The 16,388-nt window shown below is 47.0% G+C and carries 18 protein-coding genes; 4 read left to right on the top strand and 14 right to left on the bottom strand.

What is annotated here, in order from left to right; genetic code table 11:
- Positions 1-68: 68 nt before the first annotated feature.
- Together MHB56_RS16040 and MHB56_RS16035 are read right to left on the bottom strand one after the other, a co-directional pair.
- Complete coding sequence (locus MHB56_RS16040; RefSeq protein ID WP_339170837.1) at positions 69-1,013, bottom strand: DUF1861 family protein; 945 nt, start codon at positions 1,011-1,013, stop codon at positions 69-71.
- Positions 979-1,275: a helix-turn-helix domain-containing protein gene (locus MHB56_RS16035; RefSeq protein WP_051491502.1), complete on the bottom strand. Its 297-nt coding sequence runs from the start codon at positions 1,273-1,275 to the stop codon at positions 979-981. The genes MHB56_RS16040 and MHB56_RS16035 overlap by 35 nt, the downstream gene beginning before the upstream one ends.
- Positions 1,276-1,492: 217 nt before the next feature.
- Here MHB56_RS16035 and MHB56_RS16030 point away from each other — a divergent pair, with 217 nt between their 5' ends.
- Genes MHB56_RS16030 through MHB56_RS16020 form a run of 3 tightly spaced genes read left to right on the top strand, consistent with a single transcriptional unit; the run spans position 1,493 to position 4,852 of the window.
- Positions 1,493-2,674, top strand: coding sequence for a glycosyltransferase family 4 protein (locus tag MHB56_RS16030; protein WP_248549151.1), 1,182 nt, complete (start codon positions 1,493-1,495; stop codon positions 2,672-2,674).
- A complete protein-coding gene (locus tag MHB56_RS16025) occupies positions 2,674-3,780 on the top strand; it encodes a glycosyltransferase (RefSeq protein ID WP_248549152.1) in 1,107 nt (368 codons plus the stop codon). The genes MHB56_RS16030 and MHB56_RS16025 overlap by 1 nt, the downstream gene beginning before the upstream one ends.
- Positions 3,773-4,852, top strand: coding sequence for a mannose-1-phosphate guanylyltransferase (locus MHB56_RS16020; protein WP_036687341.1), 1,080 nt, complete (start codon positions 3,773-3,775; stop codon positions 4,850-4,852). The genes MHB56_RS16025 and MHB56_RS16020 overlap by 8 nt, the downstream gene beginning before the upstream one ends.
- A gap of 104 nt (positions 4,853-4,956) precedes the next feature.
- Here MHB56_RS16020 and MHB56_RS16015 read toward each other — a convergent pair whose 3' ends face one another.
- The 7 genes from MHB56_RS16015 to MHB56_RS15985 all read right to left on the bottom strand — a co-directional run bounded on the left by MHB56_RS16015 (position 4,957) and on the right by MHB56_RS15985 (position 10,523).
- Positions 4,957-5,193 (bottom strand): DUF6953 family protein, encoded by a 237-nt coding sequence (locus tag MHB56_RS16015; RefSeq protein WP_036687339.1) that lies wholly within the window; start codon positions 5,191-5,193, stop codon positions 4,957-4,959.
- 110 nt (positions 5,194-5,303) lie between these two features.
- Entirely contained in the window at positions 5,304-5,621 is a 318-nt protein-coding gene (locus tag MHB56_RS16010; protein WP_036687337.1) for a hypothetical protein, read from the bottom strand.
- A 57-nt stretch (positions 5,622-5,678) separates the two neighbouring features.
- The gene (locus tag MHB56_RS16005; RefSeq protein ID WP_248549153.1) at positions 5,679-6,554 is read right to left on the bottom strand and encodes an alkaline phosphatase family protein; all 876 of its coding nucleotides are present in this window, start codon (positions 6,552-6,554) and stop codon (positions 5,679-5,681) included.
- A 4-nt stretch (positions 6,555-6,558) separates the two neighbouring features.
- Complete coding sequence (locus tag MHB56_RS16000; protein WP_248549154.1) at positions 6,559-7,602, bottom strand: ABC transporter ATP-binding protein; 1,044 nt, start codon at positions 7,600-7,602, stop codon at positions 6,559-6,561.
- A complete protein-coding gene (locus tag MHB56_RS15995) occupies positions 7,599-8,402 on the bottom strand; it encodes an ABC transporter permease (RefSeq protein WP_076186152.1) in 804 nt (267 codons plus the stop codon). Before MHB56_RS15995 ends, MHB56_RS16000 begins: the two co-directional genes overlap by 4 nt.
- A complete protein-coding gene (locus MHB56_RS15990) occupies positions 8,399-9,319 on the bottom strand; it encodes an ABC transporter permease (RefSeq protein WP_248549155.1) in 921 nt (306 codons plus the stop codon). Before MHB56_RS15990 ends, MHB56_RS15995 begins: the two co-directional genes overlap by 4 nt.
- Positions 9,320-9,410: 91 nt before the next feature.
- Positions 9,411-10,523: an ABC transporter substrate-binding protein gene (locus tag MHB56_RS15985; protein ID WP_280753347.1), complete on the bottom strand. Its 1,113-nt coding sequence runs from the start codon at positions 10,521-10,523 to the stop codon at positions 9,411-9,413.
- 279 nt (positions 10,524-10,802) lie between these two features.
- Between MHB56_RS15985 and MHB56_RS15980 the strand changes: the two genes are divergently transcribed.
- Complete coding sequence (locus tag MHB56_RS15980; protein WP_341143745.1) at positions 10,803-11,570, top strand: hypothetical protein; 768 nt, start codon at positions 10,803-10,805, stop codon at positions 11,568-11,570.
- A 45-nt stretch (positions 11,571-11,615) separates the two neighbouring features.
- On the opposite strand, the gene MHB56_RS15975 is transcribed toward MHB56_RS15980, so the two are convergent.
- The 5 genes from MHB56_RS15975 to MHB56_RS15955 are packed head-to-tail and all read right to left on the bottom strand — an operon-like array spanning position 11,616 to position 16,281.
- Complete coding sequence (locus MHB56_RS15975; protein ID WP_036687327.1) at positions 11,616-12,395, bottom strand: ABC transporter permease; 780 nt, start codon at positions 12,393-12,395, stop codon at positions 11,616-11,618.
- A 15-nt stretch (positions 12,396-12,410) separates the two neighbouring features.
- Positions 12,411-13,187 (bottom strand): ABC transporter ATP-binding protein, encoded by a 777-nt coding sequence (locus MHB56_RS15970; RefSeq protein ID WP_076220059.1) that lies wholly within the window; start codon positions 13,185-13,187, stop codon positions 12,411-12,413.
- 11 nt (positions 13,188-13,198) lie between these two features.
- Positions 13,199-14,248 (bottom strand): ABC transporter substrate-binding protein, encoded by a 1,050-nt coding sequence (locus tag MHB56_RS15965; protein ID WP_445667745.1) that lies wholly within the window; start codon positions 14,246-14,248, stop codon positions 13,199-13,201.
- A gap of 13 nt (positions 14,249-14,261) precedes the next feature.
- Positions 14,262-15,716, bottom strand: a complete 1,455-nt coding sequence (locus MHB56_RS15960) for an aryl-sulfate sulfotransferase (RefSeq protein ID WP_076192518.1) — start codon at positions 15,714-15,716, stop codon at positions 14,262-14,264.
- A gap of 25 nt (positions 15,717-15,741) precedes the next feature.
- The gene (locus MHB56_RS15955; protein ID WP_036687318.1) at positions 15,742-16,281 is read right to left on the bottom strand and encodes a MarR family winged helix-turn-helix transcriptional regulator; all 540 of its coding nucleotides are present in this window, start codon (positions 16,279-16,281) and stop codon (positions 15,742-15,744) included.
- Positions 16,282-16,388: the final 107 nt, after the last annotated feature.

The following is a 16,388-nucleotide window of genomic DNA, read 5'->3' as shown; positions in this document are numbered from 1 at the left end:
GACCATAAATTCTTGTCACACCAAGTGTAACATGACCATATAATCTAGTCAAACTTACTGGAAGAACGCTAGGATTCATATTCGTCAAATGGGTCTGCGATTTCAATCTGATATGCTTCTGCGTCACTCACCCCTACAGACAATACCGCCCGGCCTCCTCCAAGACGTTTCAAGCCACCACTGAAGATGACATCCTCCAGTTCTTTGCGCTTGCCCGGGCCCGCCGGAAAATCACTGCGGACTGCTATTATTTTGACCGGAGTTGCCTTATAAGTCTCAGGATTCAGCGAAAAAGCCATGGCATAATAGTGTTTGTTTCCGGCACTATCGAAGCAAGCAATGTGGCCCAATACGCCCACCATTCCACCCCGCAGCAGATGAGCTTCATTGGCTCCCCCCCACTCTTCGGGCACGAATTGATCATGTAAAACCTCGGCATCAATGAAGGTCTGCTCATTTAGTTCGTCCAGCGAAGGAATCACTGTGAACCCAATCTGCCCCCGCCCACCCCGCTCGCCCTGCGGCCGGGTAAATACGCCTACACTGCCATTATCAAGCTCGATAAGTCGGATATCCTTCATCGTGCCGGGACCTGAAGAAAAGTGGGTCAAAGAATCGATGTGATATCCCCGGTAGAACTGGGTCACCCAGGAGACAATCCGGTGCGGATCATCCGCTGCCGTAATCACTTCCACCCCGCCGACAATAAGTTCCCCCCTGATCCGGGTCCAGCACGGGTCCTGTAAATTGTACGTATGCGTATGCGCACGAGGTCTCCAAACCCCATCATGGCATGTAAAAAAGAAGACTTGAGAGAACTCACTGTCCCGTTCCTCAACTCTTCCCATTAGTACCTCTTCCCCGTTATACATAAACGGGGCGGTTATATTATAGACATCCCGGTGCCCAACACCCGTGAACGTCATTTTATTTACAGTGGTTGTACCGCGTCCGGCATGATATGTATCCAGAAGCTGCTTACAGGTGGCTGTCCGTGCCGGGTTCCTTGTCATCGCCGTCCTCCTCGTAATCATTTGAACGATCGATCACCCAATCGTTGTCTTCCGCATCCATGGCAATCAGCTCGCCGGGCTGGACATTAAAGTATACACATAATTTTAGCAACAGATCCCTTGGATACTGCACCATCTCATTCTTATACATTCGGCGTACCGAATCAAAATGGTAATTGATCTCTTTAGCAAGCTTGCGGATCGATAATTTCGGATCATGCCTCTCCATGACCTCACTCAGTTTACTGCGTATGACTGGCATTCCTACACCTCCTCCAATAATATATCCGCACTAACCCCAAGGCGTCAATCGAATTGACAAGATAAAACGGTCATGTTACAGTGGGATTAGGAAATAATTTGCAACATTTCTAATTTCAGAAAAAACAAATACCTTTCCCTATTCAGAAAATAAAGTCTTCTTTATTTTCTTTTTTTGTATCCAGACCAATCGCAAGACCATTAGGGAGGCTCTTTGAATGAAAAATACAGTCCGTAATCACAACATCGTGTTCCTGGGAACCAGTCTGCCGCGAGAGTGCGGTATCGCCACGTTCACACAGGATCTGCTAGATGAACTTATCCACCTTCCCGGCTTCAACCCGCCCCGGATTATTGCCATAAACAACAATGAAACCTACGCTTACGATCAGCAGGTAATACGGCAGATCGACCAGCATAATTACGCAGATTATATAGATACGGCCGATTTCCTCAACAATTCTGATGCCGATTTGTTGGTCATCCAACATGAATTTGGCATCTACGGCGGAGAAAGCGGTGAATACCTGCTGCCCTTTGTCGATCGTTTGAACATTCCGTATGTTGTTGTTTTTCACACAGTGTTGACCAAGCCCTCCCCTAAGCAGCATCAGATCATCCGATGTCTGGCCGAGCGTAGCGTGCAGGTCGTGACGATGGCGGAATCAACCCTTACTGATTTATCTACTATTTATGAGATCCCAGTTTCCAAAATCACATTCATCCATCACGGTGTCCCTCAAGTGAGCACAGCTTCACGCTCCAGCCTCAAAGCACAATACGGTTATCCAGACCGCAAAATCCTCTCCACCTTCGGCTTCCTCAGTCCCGGCAAAGGGATTGAATACAGCATCGAAGCCATGCGCGGCGTGGTCAAGCGCCATCCCGAAGCACTTTACATTGTCTGGGGCAAGACCCATCCGGTCGTCAAGCTGGAATCCGGCGAAGTTTACCGCCAGAAACTGACGGACCTCGTAGAAATGTTTGACCTGCAGAACAATGTCCAATTCGTCGATAAGTTGCTGACCCAAGAAGAAGTAATAGAGTCCTTGGTCATGTCAGATATCTATGTGACTCCTTATCTGGGTAAGGATCAGGCCGTCAGCGGCACCCTGGCCTACGGAGTCGGTTATGGCCGGGTCATCGTGTCGACCCCTTACCGCTACGCCCAGGAAATGTTGGCAGAAGGCCGCGGTCTACTGGCTGATTTTCATGATTCTGCTTCCTTGGAAGCCTGCATTTTGCGCTTGCTGAATAGCCCCGCCCTGGTGCAAACGATGGAAGACCGTACGTTGAAGCTCGGGCTCACTATGCGCTGGAACGAAATCGCCAAAATCTATGCCGCCTTGTTCCACAGCCATATCCAGAGCTCGGCGTCCGCTGATCGGAGCGTGATTTAATGGAAACCTCCACCACAGTACAGGCTAAACCAGGCTATCTCCGCAGAATCACGGACGATACAGGAATCTTTCAGCATACCAAGTTTGGGGTTCCGGACCGTTCCAAGGGCTACACTACCGATGATAACGCCCGCGCCCTGATTGCTGCGGTCTTAATGTACGAGAATTCCCGGGATGCCGTGGCACTCGATCTCATTCATACGTATATCTCTTTTATCTATCATTCCCAGACAGCGGACGGCAATTTTCGCAATTTCATGGATTATAACCGCTCCTTTATAGAGGATAAAGGTTCTGAAGATTGCCAGGGACGTACCTTGTGGGCACTCGGGTTCGCCCTGTCGCATGCTGCTTCCCTGCCCGATAACCTGATGAATACCTGCCGGTATTTGATCAATCAGGCACTGCCGCATCTGGAAGCCTTGGGCTCACCTCGGGCTGGAGCCTATGCCATCATCGGCCTAAGTTATCTTACCGAAGCACCGGGCTCATTAGGTTATGCTTTTCCATACCCGCATACTGAAAACACGACCGAAGAAGCCGCCTTTCTGCCAAGGGCAACCATTGAGAGTCTGATCGAAAATATTGCGGTTCGGCTGCATAATCAATATACCCGCTATAAGGGGCACGGCTGGAATTGGTTCGAGGACAGCATCACTTATGGCAATTCCATGCTGCCCTGGGCTCTGCTTCGGGCCTTCCTGATCTCCGGGAATAAAGACCTGCGGGAGACCGCCAAGGAAAGCCTGGATTTCCTAGCTTCCACCACCTTCTCCAGCAAAGGTTACTATAAACCGATCGGCAGCCATGGCTGGCTGCTGCGTGATGGGCTGGCTGCACCCTATGATGAACAGCCCATTGAAGCCTGCGAGATGCTGCTGGCCTGCCGGGAAGCAGCTGTTGTTCTTGAGGACCCCGCCTATCTTGCGCAGGCAGAATTATGCTACAACTGGTATCTAGGGCATAATTCCTTGGCAATCCCTCTGATCGATCCGCAGACTGGTGCTTGTTATGACGGCATCCATGCCGCGGGGCTCAACCTGAACCAAGGCTCGGAGAGCATTATATCCTTCACAATTGCCCGGTTGGTGATGCATCATGAATAAATATGCTACGATCCTAGCCGGCGGGGGCGGAACACGGTTTTGGCCCCTGTCCAGACAAGAAATCCCAAAGCAGCTGCTGAATATTAGTGGCAACGACATTATGCTAAACGATACGATTGAACGCTTCAAAGGGATTATTCCTCAGGAGAATACAGTTATCGTTACTAATCGTACCCAAGCAGTATTGTTGGAGAGTATTATGCACAGCAGCGTTCTCAAAGCTAATATTCTAATTGAACCTGTGGCGCGAAATACAGCCGCTAGCATTCTTTTTGCAGCATTATCTATAGAGAAATCTCATGGCAATTCCTTAATGGTCGTCCTGCCTTCCGATCACTATATAACGGATGAGGAACAATTCCGTCTTACACTAGACGAAGCCTGTACTGTTGCCATGGAGTCAGACAAAATAGTAACCATCGGAATCAAGCCTACTTTCCCATCTACTGGCTACGGCTATATTGCCTTTGATAAGACGCCGATTGCGACAAGCCCAGTGGCTGTATATGATGTAGATGAATTTGTAGAGAAACCAAACTTTCAGAATGCACAGAGTTATCTGGCATCCGGTAATTATCTATGGAATAGTGGGATTTTTATTTGGCAGACCTCTGTCATTATTGATAATTTCAAACGTTATCTACCTCGACTCTACAAAACCATGCTGCCCATCAGTGATTGTTTGGGTACAGATCAGGAAGAGGAAGTTATTAATGCCATCTATCCAACGCTTCAGAATATTTCGATTGATTACGGCATTTTAGAACGCTCTGATGAAGTTGTCGTGCTTTCCGGGCAGTTTGGCTGGAATGATATTGGCAGCTGGGATGCACTGGGTTCAATCTTCCCTCCGGATGATGCAGGCAACATTATAAAAGCAAATCATGTGGGGATAGATACCCATAATTCAATCATCTATGGAAATGGCAGACTGATCACGACCATTGGTGTAGACGGGTTCATCATTGCGGATACTGGGGATGCACTATTAATCTGTCCCAAGGACAAAGCGCAGTCAGTCAAAGATATCGTGGAGCTTCTAAAGGAACAGGGAATGACCGAATATATCTAACTAACAAAGAATGTAAAAAGACGGGCCATTGCAGTACATGCATGGTCCGTTTTTTATCTCATTATATAAGTTGAACAGTTTATAAATTTTTTTAAGCGCGAAACCTAGGTCCAAGCCCACAAGAACCCGTCTCGATCCCAAGCAATTCTCCCGCCATGGAGTTTCCGGAAAGCTTTCTTCACTTCTTTGGAGAGTGAGGCATTGCCGTTCTCATTCACAAATACAAATTGTTCTCCAAAATTCTCTTTCACATATTCAATCGCCGCCGTCTGATGCAAGGTACCCGTAAAACGAATCTCCTTCACCATCCATTCTGCTACTTCTTGTGCGGTTATTTCCATATGGATGCGCCTCCTCTCTGTGCTTACTGCTAAAATGTGCCCTCATTATAACATGAATACAGCCCAACCGGACAAACGTCCGAATTGGGCTGTATTGAAGTCATTTTACATCATTGTGGATAGATATGGTTCGACGGATAACGGGACTTCTGTCCTCCACTCACCATCAACAGAATCCCAGTAATTAAGTGCAAGAACCAGCCCACAAAAGGAATCCATGCCAATAAAGAAGTTATAATTCCTAGCACTGAACCGTAGATAGACTCACGGTCTCTTGAAGATAAAATCAATGTAATCACATGTAGAATAAACATCAACCCCAGAACGGAATACCCCGTGCCAATAACAATAGCAGCACCCAGAATTGGAATTGCCAAAATAATTTCACAGGAACCCGTAATCCATTTCATAGCTTTAGAAGCGCTCAATAAACAACCTCCTAATTGGGTAAAATATATGATTTTTCTCGTGCTAATTATTTTATTTCATACCAACGGCAAAGGTTCTTCCACTTTGTCATGAGATTGCTTCTGCACAAGTGGAGGCAAGCCCTCCTTACTCATTGCTGCCGAAGGGGCCAGCCCCAAACAGTGGCACATTAAAGGAGCCATTCGCAGCTGTGGCAGCATTTCTTCCTCTTTTTCTGAAGATAATACATCTACCCCAAACGTATATAATGGCACATTTCGCTCGGAAGGGGTTATCCCGCCGTGGTACCCATTTGCGTTCATTCCGTGATCTGCCGTAATCATAATCTTATAGCCCTGTTCCATCCAAATAGGCAAAACAGTGGCCAGCAGACCGTCGGCATTACGCACTGAAAGCTCATATTCTTTACTCTCGCCGCCATAACGATGCCCGGCGTCATCTATATTCATGGAGTGAATGTATAGGAAATGCGGATCATAGGCACTCCGTAAATACACCGCGTCGGCAAACACATGACTGTCGGGATAGTGATCCTCGAAATAAAAGCTGCCATGCTGAATGGGCTTCATCACATTGTGCTGATGGCGATCAGCCAGCGGATCAAAAGGGGCCGAATTATAAAGCTCACTGACCCAATGATAGGCGACAGCAGCTGTACGCAAATTAGCGGTCACTGCCAGATGGAATACGCTCTCTTCATGGCTTGGTCTCACAATATGGTTAGCCGTAATTCCATTTTCGGTCACAGGTGTCCCCGTCAAGAGCACTTCATAAAGCGGGCGTGACAGACTAGGCAATTCCGACTTCACTCGGTGACATGATATTTTCCCCTGCTCCACCAAATGCTCCATATACCCCATATATTCACGTGCGGCCTCATATCTAAGTCCGTCCAACACTACCACAATAAGTTTATTGTTCATTTCAGTCATCTTATTACGCTCCCTCTCGTTCCAGATGCAGCAGCTCAGAAGGTTTCAGAGCCAAGGTGACGTTAGCCCCTTCCACCAGCCTCAGCCAGCGTCCGTCATTTAAAAGATCAACCGTTAAGCAAATGTCTTCTACCTCTACCGTACACCTAATAATATTGCCCAACACGGAGACAGATTTAATGATGCCATCCACCAGTTGCACTCCGGCAGCAACCTCGTGAAGTCCCGCACCCTCATGCAGCAGCGTAACCGCCTCAGGCCGAATAGCAAAGCGGTCCTTCGTGCTATCTATCCCCCGGAACAACGTCATCACTTCTGATCGGGTCAATACATTGTAACTGCCCATAAACCGGGCAACGAACTCTGTCCGTGGTGCGGAGTACAACCCCTCAGGTGTGCCATCCTGCACAATCCGGCCACCGTTCATAATACAGATGCGGTCAGAAAGAATCAGCGCTTCCTCCTGATCATGCGTCACGAATAGTGTCGTCATGTTAAACCTTTTTTGGATATCACGAATTTCTGCACGTAAATTCTTGCGTATCTTAGCATCTAGTGCGCTTAAGGGTTCATCCAGCAGCAATACTTTGGGCTGCACCGCTAGAGAACGAGCCAGCGCTACCCGCTGCTGCTGTCCACCGGAGAGGGACTGCGGATATACATCCCGTTTATCCTCCAGATCGACCAATGCCAGCAATTCCGCGCAGCGATGATGGCGGGCTGATTTCGATAATCCCCGCATTTTCATTCCATACTCGATATTTTGGCTCACCGTCAGATTGGGGAACAAGGCATAAGACTGAAACACCATTCCTACCTCGCGCTTACGGGGCGGCAAACTTCCCAGATCTTTATTTTCCAAAAGAATTCTGCCGCCATCCAGCTCTGAAAGACCGGCTATGCAGCGTAGCAATGTGCTTTTTCCACAACCGGAGGGGCCTAGCAGTGTCACAAGTTCACCTTCACGGATCTCCAAATCAACATCGTCTAACACACAGGTATTCCCAAACATTTTGCGTACAGCCTGCAGCTTTAGATAATCATTCATCCCTTAACGCCCCCTCCCATCTTTTTACCGAGCTTCATGAGTACCATCGAAAGAATTAGAATAAACAGAAAATAAGAGATCGCAATCGCGCTGGCTAAATGTCCACTTTCACCAACCCTTTGATATAGATATACCTGAATCGTCTGAATATGTCCGCCAACTAACATGTTCGTAAGGACAAATTCGCCGAATAGAACTGAAAATGATAACAGTGTAGAGACGATAACCCCAGGCCATATATTAGGCAAAATCACATTCACGAAGGCCGTTCTTCGGCGGGCACCAAGCAGCTCCGCAGCATGCAGCAGTTCAACGGCATTAACCGTTAACAGACTATTGCGAATGCCCTGATACATATAGGGAAGGATGACCACAAAATATGCCCCCACTAATAAATACGCTGTTCCAGCGATATCAAAGGGACCAGAGGAATAGGTACGAATAAGACCTACCGCAGCCACAACACCAGGCACCGCATAAGGCAAAACAACAATACCTTTCATAAAGCTCTCCCAACGCGGAAAATAGAGGGTGATGACAAAAACAGCTGGCAGCATCACGGCTAGACTCAGCACCACGCTGATCAGGCATAAATAAAGCGAGGTCCAAAGCGCCTCCAGAAAGCGAATATCCTCAAACATTTCCCCAAACCAATTCAGCGTCCAAGCTCGGGGCAGCAAGGTATTCTGCCAATCTTGTGCAAAAGCATAAATACCCGTTGCCAAAAGAGGAAGCAGCAAATACACCATGAGCAGCAGCATGAAGGTGCGTGGAGCAAAGCCTGCTTTACGTATATTCATTGCCCTGCCTCCTCACGAGCTGTCCATAAACGCCGGGAAGCTTTGATTTTCACATCCGGTTTACTGAGTGCTTTCGTTCCGAACCTCTCCGCACGCCGCACCATTAAATGGTTCAGATAAACCGCCAAAATCGTAGTCAGACCAAGCAGAACAGCAAGCGTACTCCCCATTTGTGGCTGTGTAACCACATCTCCGGCAACCAGTGAACCGATACGTACCGCCAACAGATTGTAATTTCCGCCAACCAATGCGTAAGCCGTGGCATAAGCCCCCATTGCATTAGCAAAAAGAATTCCAAGTGTGCCGAAGATCGCTGGAGTTAGAATAGGCAGGCCTATCGTCTTCCAGAACTGCCAAGGCCCAGCCCCCAGTAAGGACGCTGCCTCTCTCCACTGCTCACGAATTCCGTAAAAGGACGGGTACAAAAGCAGTAAGGCTAACGGAACCTGAAAGTATACATACACCAGTATTAGACCTGACCAGCTATATAGATCAAAATCGGCAAAAACACTCCAGCCCCACTGTTTAAATAAGAGTGTAAACACCCCATTATTTCCGAGCAAAATGATATAAGCAAAAGCCAGCGGAACACCTGCGAAGTTAGAGGTCATATTCGACAGCATCAGAAGTCTATCGCGTACTCTCGGGGTAAACCGGGTAATGCAATAAGCACAAAAAAGCCCGACAATGATCCCTATCAGACTTGAGATTATGGAGATTAGCAGACTGTTCTTAATCGCCTGCATGTAATAGGCACTTTGCAACGCATGCAGATAATTGCCTAACGTAAATCCCGTTCCGTCCGCTGTGCGAAAGCTTCCCGTCAGCATGGATAGTATAGGTACCAGTTGAAAGGCTAACACCATTAGTGCAAATGGAATAAGTGCCAGGATCACACCGCGGCTTCTTTGTTTCATCTTACTCGCTCCTTGTCGCGGGAATAGAACAAAGGCGCCTTACGGCATCATGACGAAGGCGCCCTGCTTCTTTTTTGGGGAGAAATGAATACTAATTCAAATGTACAAGCACACGTTCCTGCCACAATTGAGGAATGGTTTTTGCCGTCTCTTCCCATACCTTGTAATCACCAACAGGCTTAGCGTTAACATATTCCTCTTTTGGCAGTAGCTTAGCTGCAACATCATCCGGCAACGTTACACTGTCACGGATCGGACGAGCGTAACCTTTGGCAAGATTAATCTGTCCTTCATCGCTAAGGATGTATTGGCGTGTAAGCTTCGCCGCGTTAGGATGCGGCGCATATTTGTTGATGATCGTGGCATACCCGCTCACGACACTGCCTTCCTGAGGAATGGCTACTGCGAAGCCATCTTTGTTGATCTGGTCTCTATAGTTCAAAGCGTTGAAATCCCACAGCAGGGTAACTTCTACTTCCCCTTTTTCAATGTTGGCAAGGGAAGCTTCTGCATTGGAGAGACGTCCTTTTTTAGCTAAATCCTCGAAAAAAGCAATCCCCGGTTCAATGTTCGACTCATCGCCACCAAAGGCCATCGCTGCGGCCAATACAGCCATCTGTGCTTGAGCAGCCTTGGTTACATCACCAACGATGATTTTGTAGTTACCGTTCTTCAGATCTTCCCAGCTCTTCGGTGGATTCGCCACGAGCTTAGTGTTAGTCAGAAAAGAAATGGTGCCTTGATAGCCGACGATCCAATTCCCGTCCTTATCCTTAGCCCAATCGGGGATTTCATCCCAGTAGGATGTTTTATAAGGCTGGGTTACCCCTTTATCCACAGCAACCGATCCAAACGCAATCCCCACATCTCCGATGTCGGCCGTTGGTTTGTCTTTTTCCGCATCAAACTTGGCAATTTCCTCCGCGCTCGACATATCGGTATCCGAATGTGTAAGACCATACTTACTGTTCATATCACTCCATGTATCTTTCCAGTTCGCCCAGGAATCCGGCATTCCTACACTGATGATACTGCCCTCTTCTTTAGCTTTACTCTCGATCTCAGTCAGACTTAATTCTTTGGTGCCAGCCTTTCCATTCGTTGTTTCTTCAGCCTTGGCCGAATTTCCACAAGCAGCAAGCAACAGGACGAGCAAGGATAACATTAGACCCATCGATAATTGATTGTTGATCCCTTTTTTCATGATTTCCCCTTCACTCCTATTTCTTATTTGCGGGCTCTTTATGCTCCAACTGTTAGGCACCCAATTGCAGTATAGGCGTGTACTATTTTCGCGGCATTAAGGAGAATAGGAATATTTGTAAATAAAAAGAAACGACCTGTCGTCTTTTTTAGATGACCGCCGTTTCCCTTAGAAATGTTTTTATGAAAATAATTACAATAATTACACTAAAATAGAACTTTACTGATGTATAGTAGTATTTATTCATAATAAGAAATGACCCTCAGAGGAGCTTGAAAAATGCTGTTTACAAAAATTCAGATGGTAACAGGTTTATTTCTATGTACTTTGCTTATCTCAGCTTGCAACAATGCAGCTACTCCTCCTAAAAATAACACGCCAGATACAAGTAATAAAATCATTCAAATAAACAGTGATCTTTACACCCTCCCATTACGTGATCAGAATACAGAACAATACAACTACGCTGTCAAAACCTCTGCCGGTATCGTATGGTTGCCAGCCCCAAAAATGAACATTGCCCCTGGAACAGAAGCAAATCCATTTTATTTTCCAACAGAGCCATTCACTTTCTATTTAAGTTCTCCTAATGAAAAATCACTAGCTGTAGAAAAGTCCAAGAAGCTATTGACGTTACCTTTAAATGATGGCGATGCTGTTCTGTTGGTTAGCGGCGTTTTTGGATTAGATGATTATATCCTCTATCATACCTTTTCCATTTTCACTGATGGAGCTCAGCCGATACGAGAACAAGCTTGGGTGATGAAAGTAGACGATCCAACATCTAATAAAGAAATTGCTCAATTCCATTCATCTGGAGGTAAATTTTATAGTTATGCAGTTGATGAAAAAGAAAAACTTTATCTATCGGTTTCCATACTTCCTGGAAATGCAGATGGTAGCTATAGTTACGAAGTTTATATTTATAATCTTCTGACTGGCAACAAAGAAAAAATAAATGATTATTCTCTTAATCCCTCATCACTGGATTCCATCCAATTTAATTACAATGACAAAAAATATTCGTATAAACTTCAGTCCAAGTAAAAAACTGCCCGACATTTCCAGGCAGTTTTACATGTATGAATATAACTACCGTCTACGCGCTGCCACACTGACAACACCGTATCTGTAAAGCACCTTCTTACCGAACCAGCCAAAAAGCCGATCCGTAAAGAAGCCCATAAAGCCAAGGCAGAATAACCCGACAAAGATCCAATCCGTACGGAAAAACAACCGGGAATTCCAGATCAGATAACCTACACCTTCGTTCGAAGCAATCATTTCCGCGCCGATAATCGCCATATATGAGGTGCCCATCGCTAACCGGATACCCGTAAAAATATAAGGGATCGTCGCCGGAACGACCACATGAATCAGAATTTGCCACTCACTGGCGCCCATACTGCGGGCTGAGCGGATTTTGTCCTCTTCCACGGACATCACACCGGTTAAAGTATTCAGCACCACGATAAAAAAGGTAGCGTACATAATTAACGCAATCTTCGACTGCTCCCCAATACCAAACCATACTAAGAACAATGTAATGAATGCAATCGGCGGGATAAAACGGATAAAGTTCAGGAAAGGCTCCGCAAAAATACGGATCAAGTTCACCTTCCCAATGATTAGCCCTACGGGAATCGCCAGTAAACTGCCGAGTACCCAACCAATGAGCACCCGGTAAAAGCTAATCCCGATATATTGCAGCAAGGTTCCGTCTTCCAGCAGCTCCCGTCCGCCCTTAAGTGTACTCCATGGTCCGGGGATCACATCGGGGCCATAGATTACAGCTCCAAGCTGCCAGACGCAGAGCGCGGTAATCCATAGAAGGGTTACGGAAACCCACTTCTTCTCCACCCATTTTCTCATCTGTCTCACCCTATCCTATTCTTCGAAATGACCTTGAATTTGATTGTATAACGAGTAGAATTCCGGTGAGGTTACGTCCCGCGGATACGGCAGTGTATTATCATAAATATCCGTAATATTAGAGGACGGTCCTACGGACATAATGCCAATTCGTTCCCCCAGCAATAACGCCTCCTGAATATCATGAGTTACAAAAATCACCGTCTTATGTGTCTGGCGCCAAATGTTGACCAATTCCTTCTGCATCGTTCGGCGCGTCATCGCATCCAGCGCACCAAATGGCTCATCCATCAGCAGAATCGCTGGATCATTCGCCAGCACCCGAGCCAGCTGAACACGCTGCTTCATCCCCCCAGACAGCTCCTTCGGGAACTTCTCCTCATGCCCGTTCAGCCCAACAAGCCCGATGAACCTATCCGATATTGTGTGCCGTTCCGCCTTTGCGATTTTCTTCATCCGCAATCCGAACTCCACATTCTGACGAACGGTTAACCAAGGGAATAAGGAGGAATCCGCCTGCTGGAACACCACCGCCCGATCTCTGCCAGGCTTATTCACCTCTACATTATCCACCCGTAGATGCCCACCGGATTTGGAGACAAACCCGGCGATCATATTCAGCAGTGTTGATTTCCCGCAACCACTCGGCCCGAGCAGAACGAAGAATTGCCCACCTTTAATTACGAGATCTACATCTTTTATAATGTAGTGAACGTCCCCAGCAGTCGGTTCGCTGTAGCTTTTACGGAGCTGCTCAATATGAATGGTATGCTGCTTAGCAGGTAATGACATGCTGAACCCCCCTATTTCTTGTACGTAACCTCTTCTGGCAATGCCTTCGCCAGCGGCTCGAGATTCAGTTTGCTATCCAGATCGAAATCCTTCTCAATGATTCCGTTGTCGACCATATATGTCTTCTGCTTGGTCAAACTGTCATACGCTGCTTGAGTAAATCCTAGTGCCCACGGATTATTCGGCAGATCTTTTATCGTTGATTCCTTAGGCTGCTTCACTTCCTTATACATCAGATCAGCAACCTCATCTGGGTGAGCCTGAGCATAGGCTCCGGCTTCATCCACCGCTGCTAGGAAATTCGCTATACCTTGCGGATTCTTAGCCGCAAAATCATTTCCCGTTACAATCCCCATCCCCAATCGAACCGTGGTTTTAGACATATCCGTCAGTTCATGAACACCTTTAAGTGCATAGAGCTTATCATTCAGAACCGAACCATAAAACCATGCTCCATCCACAGCACCTTGCTTCAAAGCGGTATAAGCTTCATCAAAGGCACCCTGTCCTATCAACTCCACATCACTGAGAGCAGCATTATGCTCTTTCAAATATTCATCCCAAAGGTACGGAATGAAGGTACCGCGTATGAAACTCAGCTTCTTCCCCTTCAAGTCTTCAGCCTTCTGAATATCGTCCTGTACGAACAATTTCCATTCAGTGGACGCTTCATCAGTCGCTAATCCCGCCGAGGCGATAATAGCATAATCGCCCTTCGCCACTGCATTCAGCAAGGGGAAGTCTGCCCCGAAAGCCACATCCACCTGTTTAATAAAAAGGGCATTTACACCTTCCGCAGGGGAACCAAAGTTGACCAGTTCAGCGTCAATCCCGTGTTTGGCAAAGATGCCTTTATCTAGTGCCACCCGAAAAGTGGGATTCGTATTGATGTCAGCAATTTTTATCTTTAATGTCTCTTCTTTGCTGTTCGCCGCTCCCTCTTTAGCGGCATTAGAGGCAGACGCGTCACCCTTGGAGCTGCAGCCCGATAAAAGGATAACCACTGATAAAGATAAGAGCAGAAAGCTTGAGCTGATCCATGATTTTTTCAACCGACACATCTCCTCAAATTTGTTAATTTACCTTGCGGCTGCTGCCTTCATCCGTCGTCGCCACACAAGCAGCTCCTTCAACAAATGGCAGGGTTGTCGCCACACTTACCACAGAATCCGATCCTTTAGGTGCAGACCCCGGGACTCTGAACTGCGTTACGTCTATTGGCTCAATCGCTTGTTCAACTGGCGTTTCCAGCTGTGGTACCCATGCATAAGGCACACGGTAGGAACGATAGACCATGTTGGTATTTCTGGAGTCCGTAAATGGCGAAATATATTCCCATACCAGTTCATGTTCTGGCGTAACTTCAAAGAGTCTGCCGTTAGAACCTTCTGTAATTAAGGTGTTGCCATTCAAAAGCCGTTGAGCGGAGCTGATATATGGACTGTAGAATTTATAAGAATCGGTTGGGACAGAGAAACCTGCTTCTGCTGCTGTATATTGCCACTCAATCTCAAGGGTCACGGGATTAATCTCCAGAATTCGCGAGTGGTCGCGGAGTGCATTTTTTTGCCCAAAAGGAGAAGATGGATTTGGAAGACCATAACCGCCCCAGCCCCCGTTATCGAATACAAGTAAGTTGCCTTCTCCCGGCAAACCTTTCGGAATGATGTGCGCATGATGCTGGCCAATGATCCAGTCGATATGCTTCACTTCTGGCAGCGAGTAATCCGGACCGATTCTCCAAACGATGGCTCCGGTACGCTTATCCGTGATCGCAATAATATTTGCTTCACGCGCATCCCAGATCACGTTATCCGGATGGAAACGCTCATCCCCTGCATCGTAAAACTTATTGGGTCCTACATAAGAAGCCGAATTGATATGCAGCCAGTCTCCAACACCACCACCTAGATTTCCGAAAGAGCGTGAGTTAGGATCACGAAATAGTACATTTTTGGCCGCTTCATCAAAGCCTAGCTCATCAAAATGTTCATTTGGAGCCCACTCCCAGACGATATTCCCCTCCCAGTCCACCTCAAGGATCGTGTCATCAAGCAATTGTTTGTCGGAGATTTGAGGATTGTAGATGTTTTTATGAGCAAGAATTAGCGTTTTTCCACTGTCTACCTTGGGTTCAAGCCCCGGTGCAAAATATCCGACCGGATTGCCTTCGCGCTGATAGTCATGATGCTGGCGGGCATACCAGAGGGGTTCATAACCCGGATCTTCTATATGTTCATAGCTGTTATATTTCCACACGATGTTCCCATCCCAGTCCACCTGTACCAGATCTACATTATCCTGTATTCCGAATTTAGGATCTCTTCTTCCTGTGCTGCCCAGCACATAACCACCCGGGAAGATTTTAGCCGGAAATCCAAGCAGCCCCTTCCACAAATGCACCTCTTTACCGTTCATATCAATCAGTACAACACCTTCTTCACCAGCTTGAAATACGGTATAGCCACTCCAGGCTTTGTTAGGGTTATATACGGTTGCTCCAGTTGGATAAATGGTTGAATGTCCCATCGTTCATCTCTCCTACGTTCAATTTTTAGTAGCTAAGATAATTACTTTTTTTGGTGGTTGTTCGTGGCTTCTGTTCAAGGGTTGGAGAGGTCTCTGCATTCTCCTTGGCGAGCTTCAGCAGGATATCCGAGAATCCTTCCAAATTGCTAATGATCCGCTGATAAAAGTCATTTTGCTGCGCCAATTCCTCCTCCGTAAACCCCTCAAACAAAAGCGAAATACATCGTTCTCCGATGTTGCTGTTCTGCTCCGCCAGCTTGCGGCCTTTATCCGTAATATCCAGCATTACCGTTCTACGGTCGCCTTCTTTACGTCTGCGCACGGTATATCCACCCGCCTCAAGCTTATCGCTCAATGCGGTAATCGCACCTGAGGTGAAGTCTAGTTCATCCGCTAAGTCTCCTAGCCTTTGTTCACCATCACGAATGATTTTGTGCAGAATCAGCATGCCTGGTAAGGAGATGCCTGCTACGGCGACCTTATCCCGCTCTTTCACGAATCTGCGAACCGCCTTGCGAAATGCCCAATCTGTCTCCTCCAGCTGTCTCCAATATTGTTCGCTCATGGCTTACTTACCTCTGCTTTCTCCCAATCAGCCCATAAAAAAAGACTCCCAGCACCTACCCCTGACAAGGGAAAAGTACGGGAGCCTTTGGTGGTCCAATCAGCTCA

The organism is Paenibacillus sp. FSL H8-0315 (assembly GCF_038005365.1).
GTDB classification, from domain to species: Bacteria; Bacillota; Bacilli; order Paenibacillales; family Paenibacillaceae; genus Paenibacillus_AQ; species Paenibacillus_AQ odorifer.
The sequence above is the reverse complement of the archived record's forward strand: the minus strand, read 5'-3'. Positions and strand labels throughout refer to the sequence as shown.

What these genes read in the sequence shown, in the direction of transcription:
- MHB56_RS15970 (WP_076220059.1), bottom strand. Translation starts at nt 13,187, where the DNA reads ATGTCATTACCTGCTAAGCAGCATACCATTCATATTGAGCAGCTCCGT.
- MHB56_RS16040 (WP_339170837.1), bottom strand. Translation starts at nt 1,013, where the DNA reads ATGACAAGGAACCCGGCACGGACAGCCACCTGTAAGCAGCTTCTGGAT.
- MHB56_RS15980 (WP_341143745.1), top strand. Translation starts at nt 10,803, where the DNA reads ATGCTGTTTACAAAAATTCAGATGGTAACAGGTTTATTTCTATGTACT.
- MHB56_RS16000 (WP_248549154.1), bottom strand. Translation starts at nt 7,602, where the DNA reads ATGAATGATTATCTAAAGCTGCAGGCTGTACGCAAAATGTTTGGGAAT.
- MHB56_RS16005 (WP_248549153.1), bottom strand. Translation starts at nt 6,554, where the DNA reads ATGACTGAAATGAACAATAAACTTATTGTGGTAGTGTTGGACGGACTT.
- MHB56_RS15995 (WP_076186152.1), bottom strand. Translation starts at nt 8,402, where the DNA reads ATGAATATACGTAAAGCAGGCTTTGCTCCACGCACCTTCATGCTGCTG.
- MHB56_RS15975 (WP_036687327.1), bottom strand. Translation starts at nt 12,395, where the DNA reads ATGAGAAAATGGGTGGAGAAGAAGTGGGTTTCCGTAACCCTTCTATGG.
- MHB56_RS15955 (WP_036687318.1), bottom strand. Translation starts at nt 16,281, where the DNA reads ATGAGCGAACAATATTGGAGACAGCTGGAGGAGACAGATTGGGCATTT.
- MHB56_RS15985 (WP_280753347.1), bottom strand. Translation starts at nt 10,523, where the DNA reads ATGAAAAAAGGGATCAACAATCAATTATCGATGGGTCTAATGTTATCC.
- MHB56_RS15965 (WP_445667745.1), bottom strand. Translation starts at nt 14,248, where the DNA reads ATGTGTCGGTTGAAAAAATCATGGATCAGCTCAAGCTTTCTGCTCTTA.
- MHB56_RS16035 (WP_051491502.1), bottom strand. Translation starts at nt 1,275, where the DNA reads ATGCCAGTCATACGCAGTAAACTGAGTGAGGTCATGGAGAGGCATGAT.
- MHB56_RS16025 (WP_248549152.1), top strand. Translation starts at nt 2,674, where the DNA reads ATGGAAACCTCCACCACAGTACAGGCTAAACCAGGCTATCTCCGCAGA.
- MHB56_RS16020 (WP_036687341.1), top strand. Translation starts at nt 3,773, where the DNA reads ATGAATAAATATGCTACGATCCTAGCCGGCGGGGGCGGAACACGGTTT.
- MHB56_RS16015 (WP_036687339.1), bottom strand. Translation starts at nt 5,193, where the DNA reads ATGGAAATAACCGCACAAGAAGTAGCAGAATGGATGGTGAAGGAGATT.
- MHB56_RS15960 (WP_076192518.1), bottom strand. Translation starts at nt 15,716, where the DNA reads ATGGGACATTCAACCATTTATCCAACTGGAGCAACCGTATATAACCCT.
- MHB56_RS15990 (WP_248549155.1), bottom strand. Translation starts at nt 9,319, where the DNA reads ATGAAACAAAGAAGCCGCGGTGTGATCCTGGCACTTATTCCATTTGCA.
- MHB56_RS16030 (WP_248549151.1), top strand. Translation starts at nt 1,493, where the DNA reads ATGAAAAATACAGTCCGTAATCACAACATCGTGTTCCTGGGAACCAGT.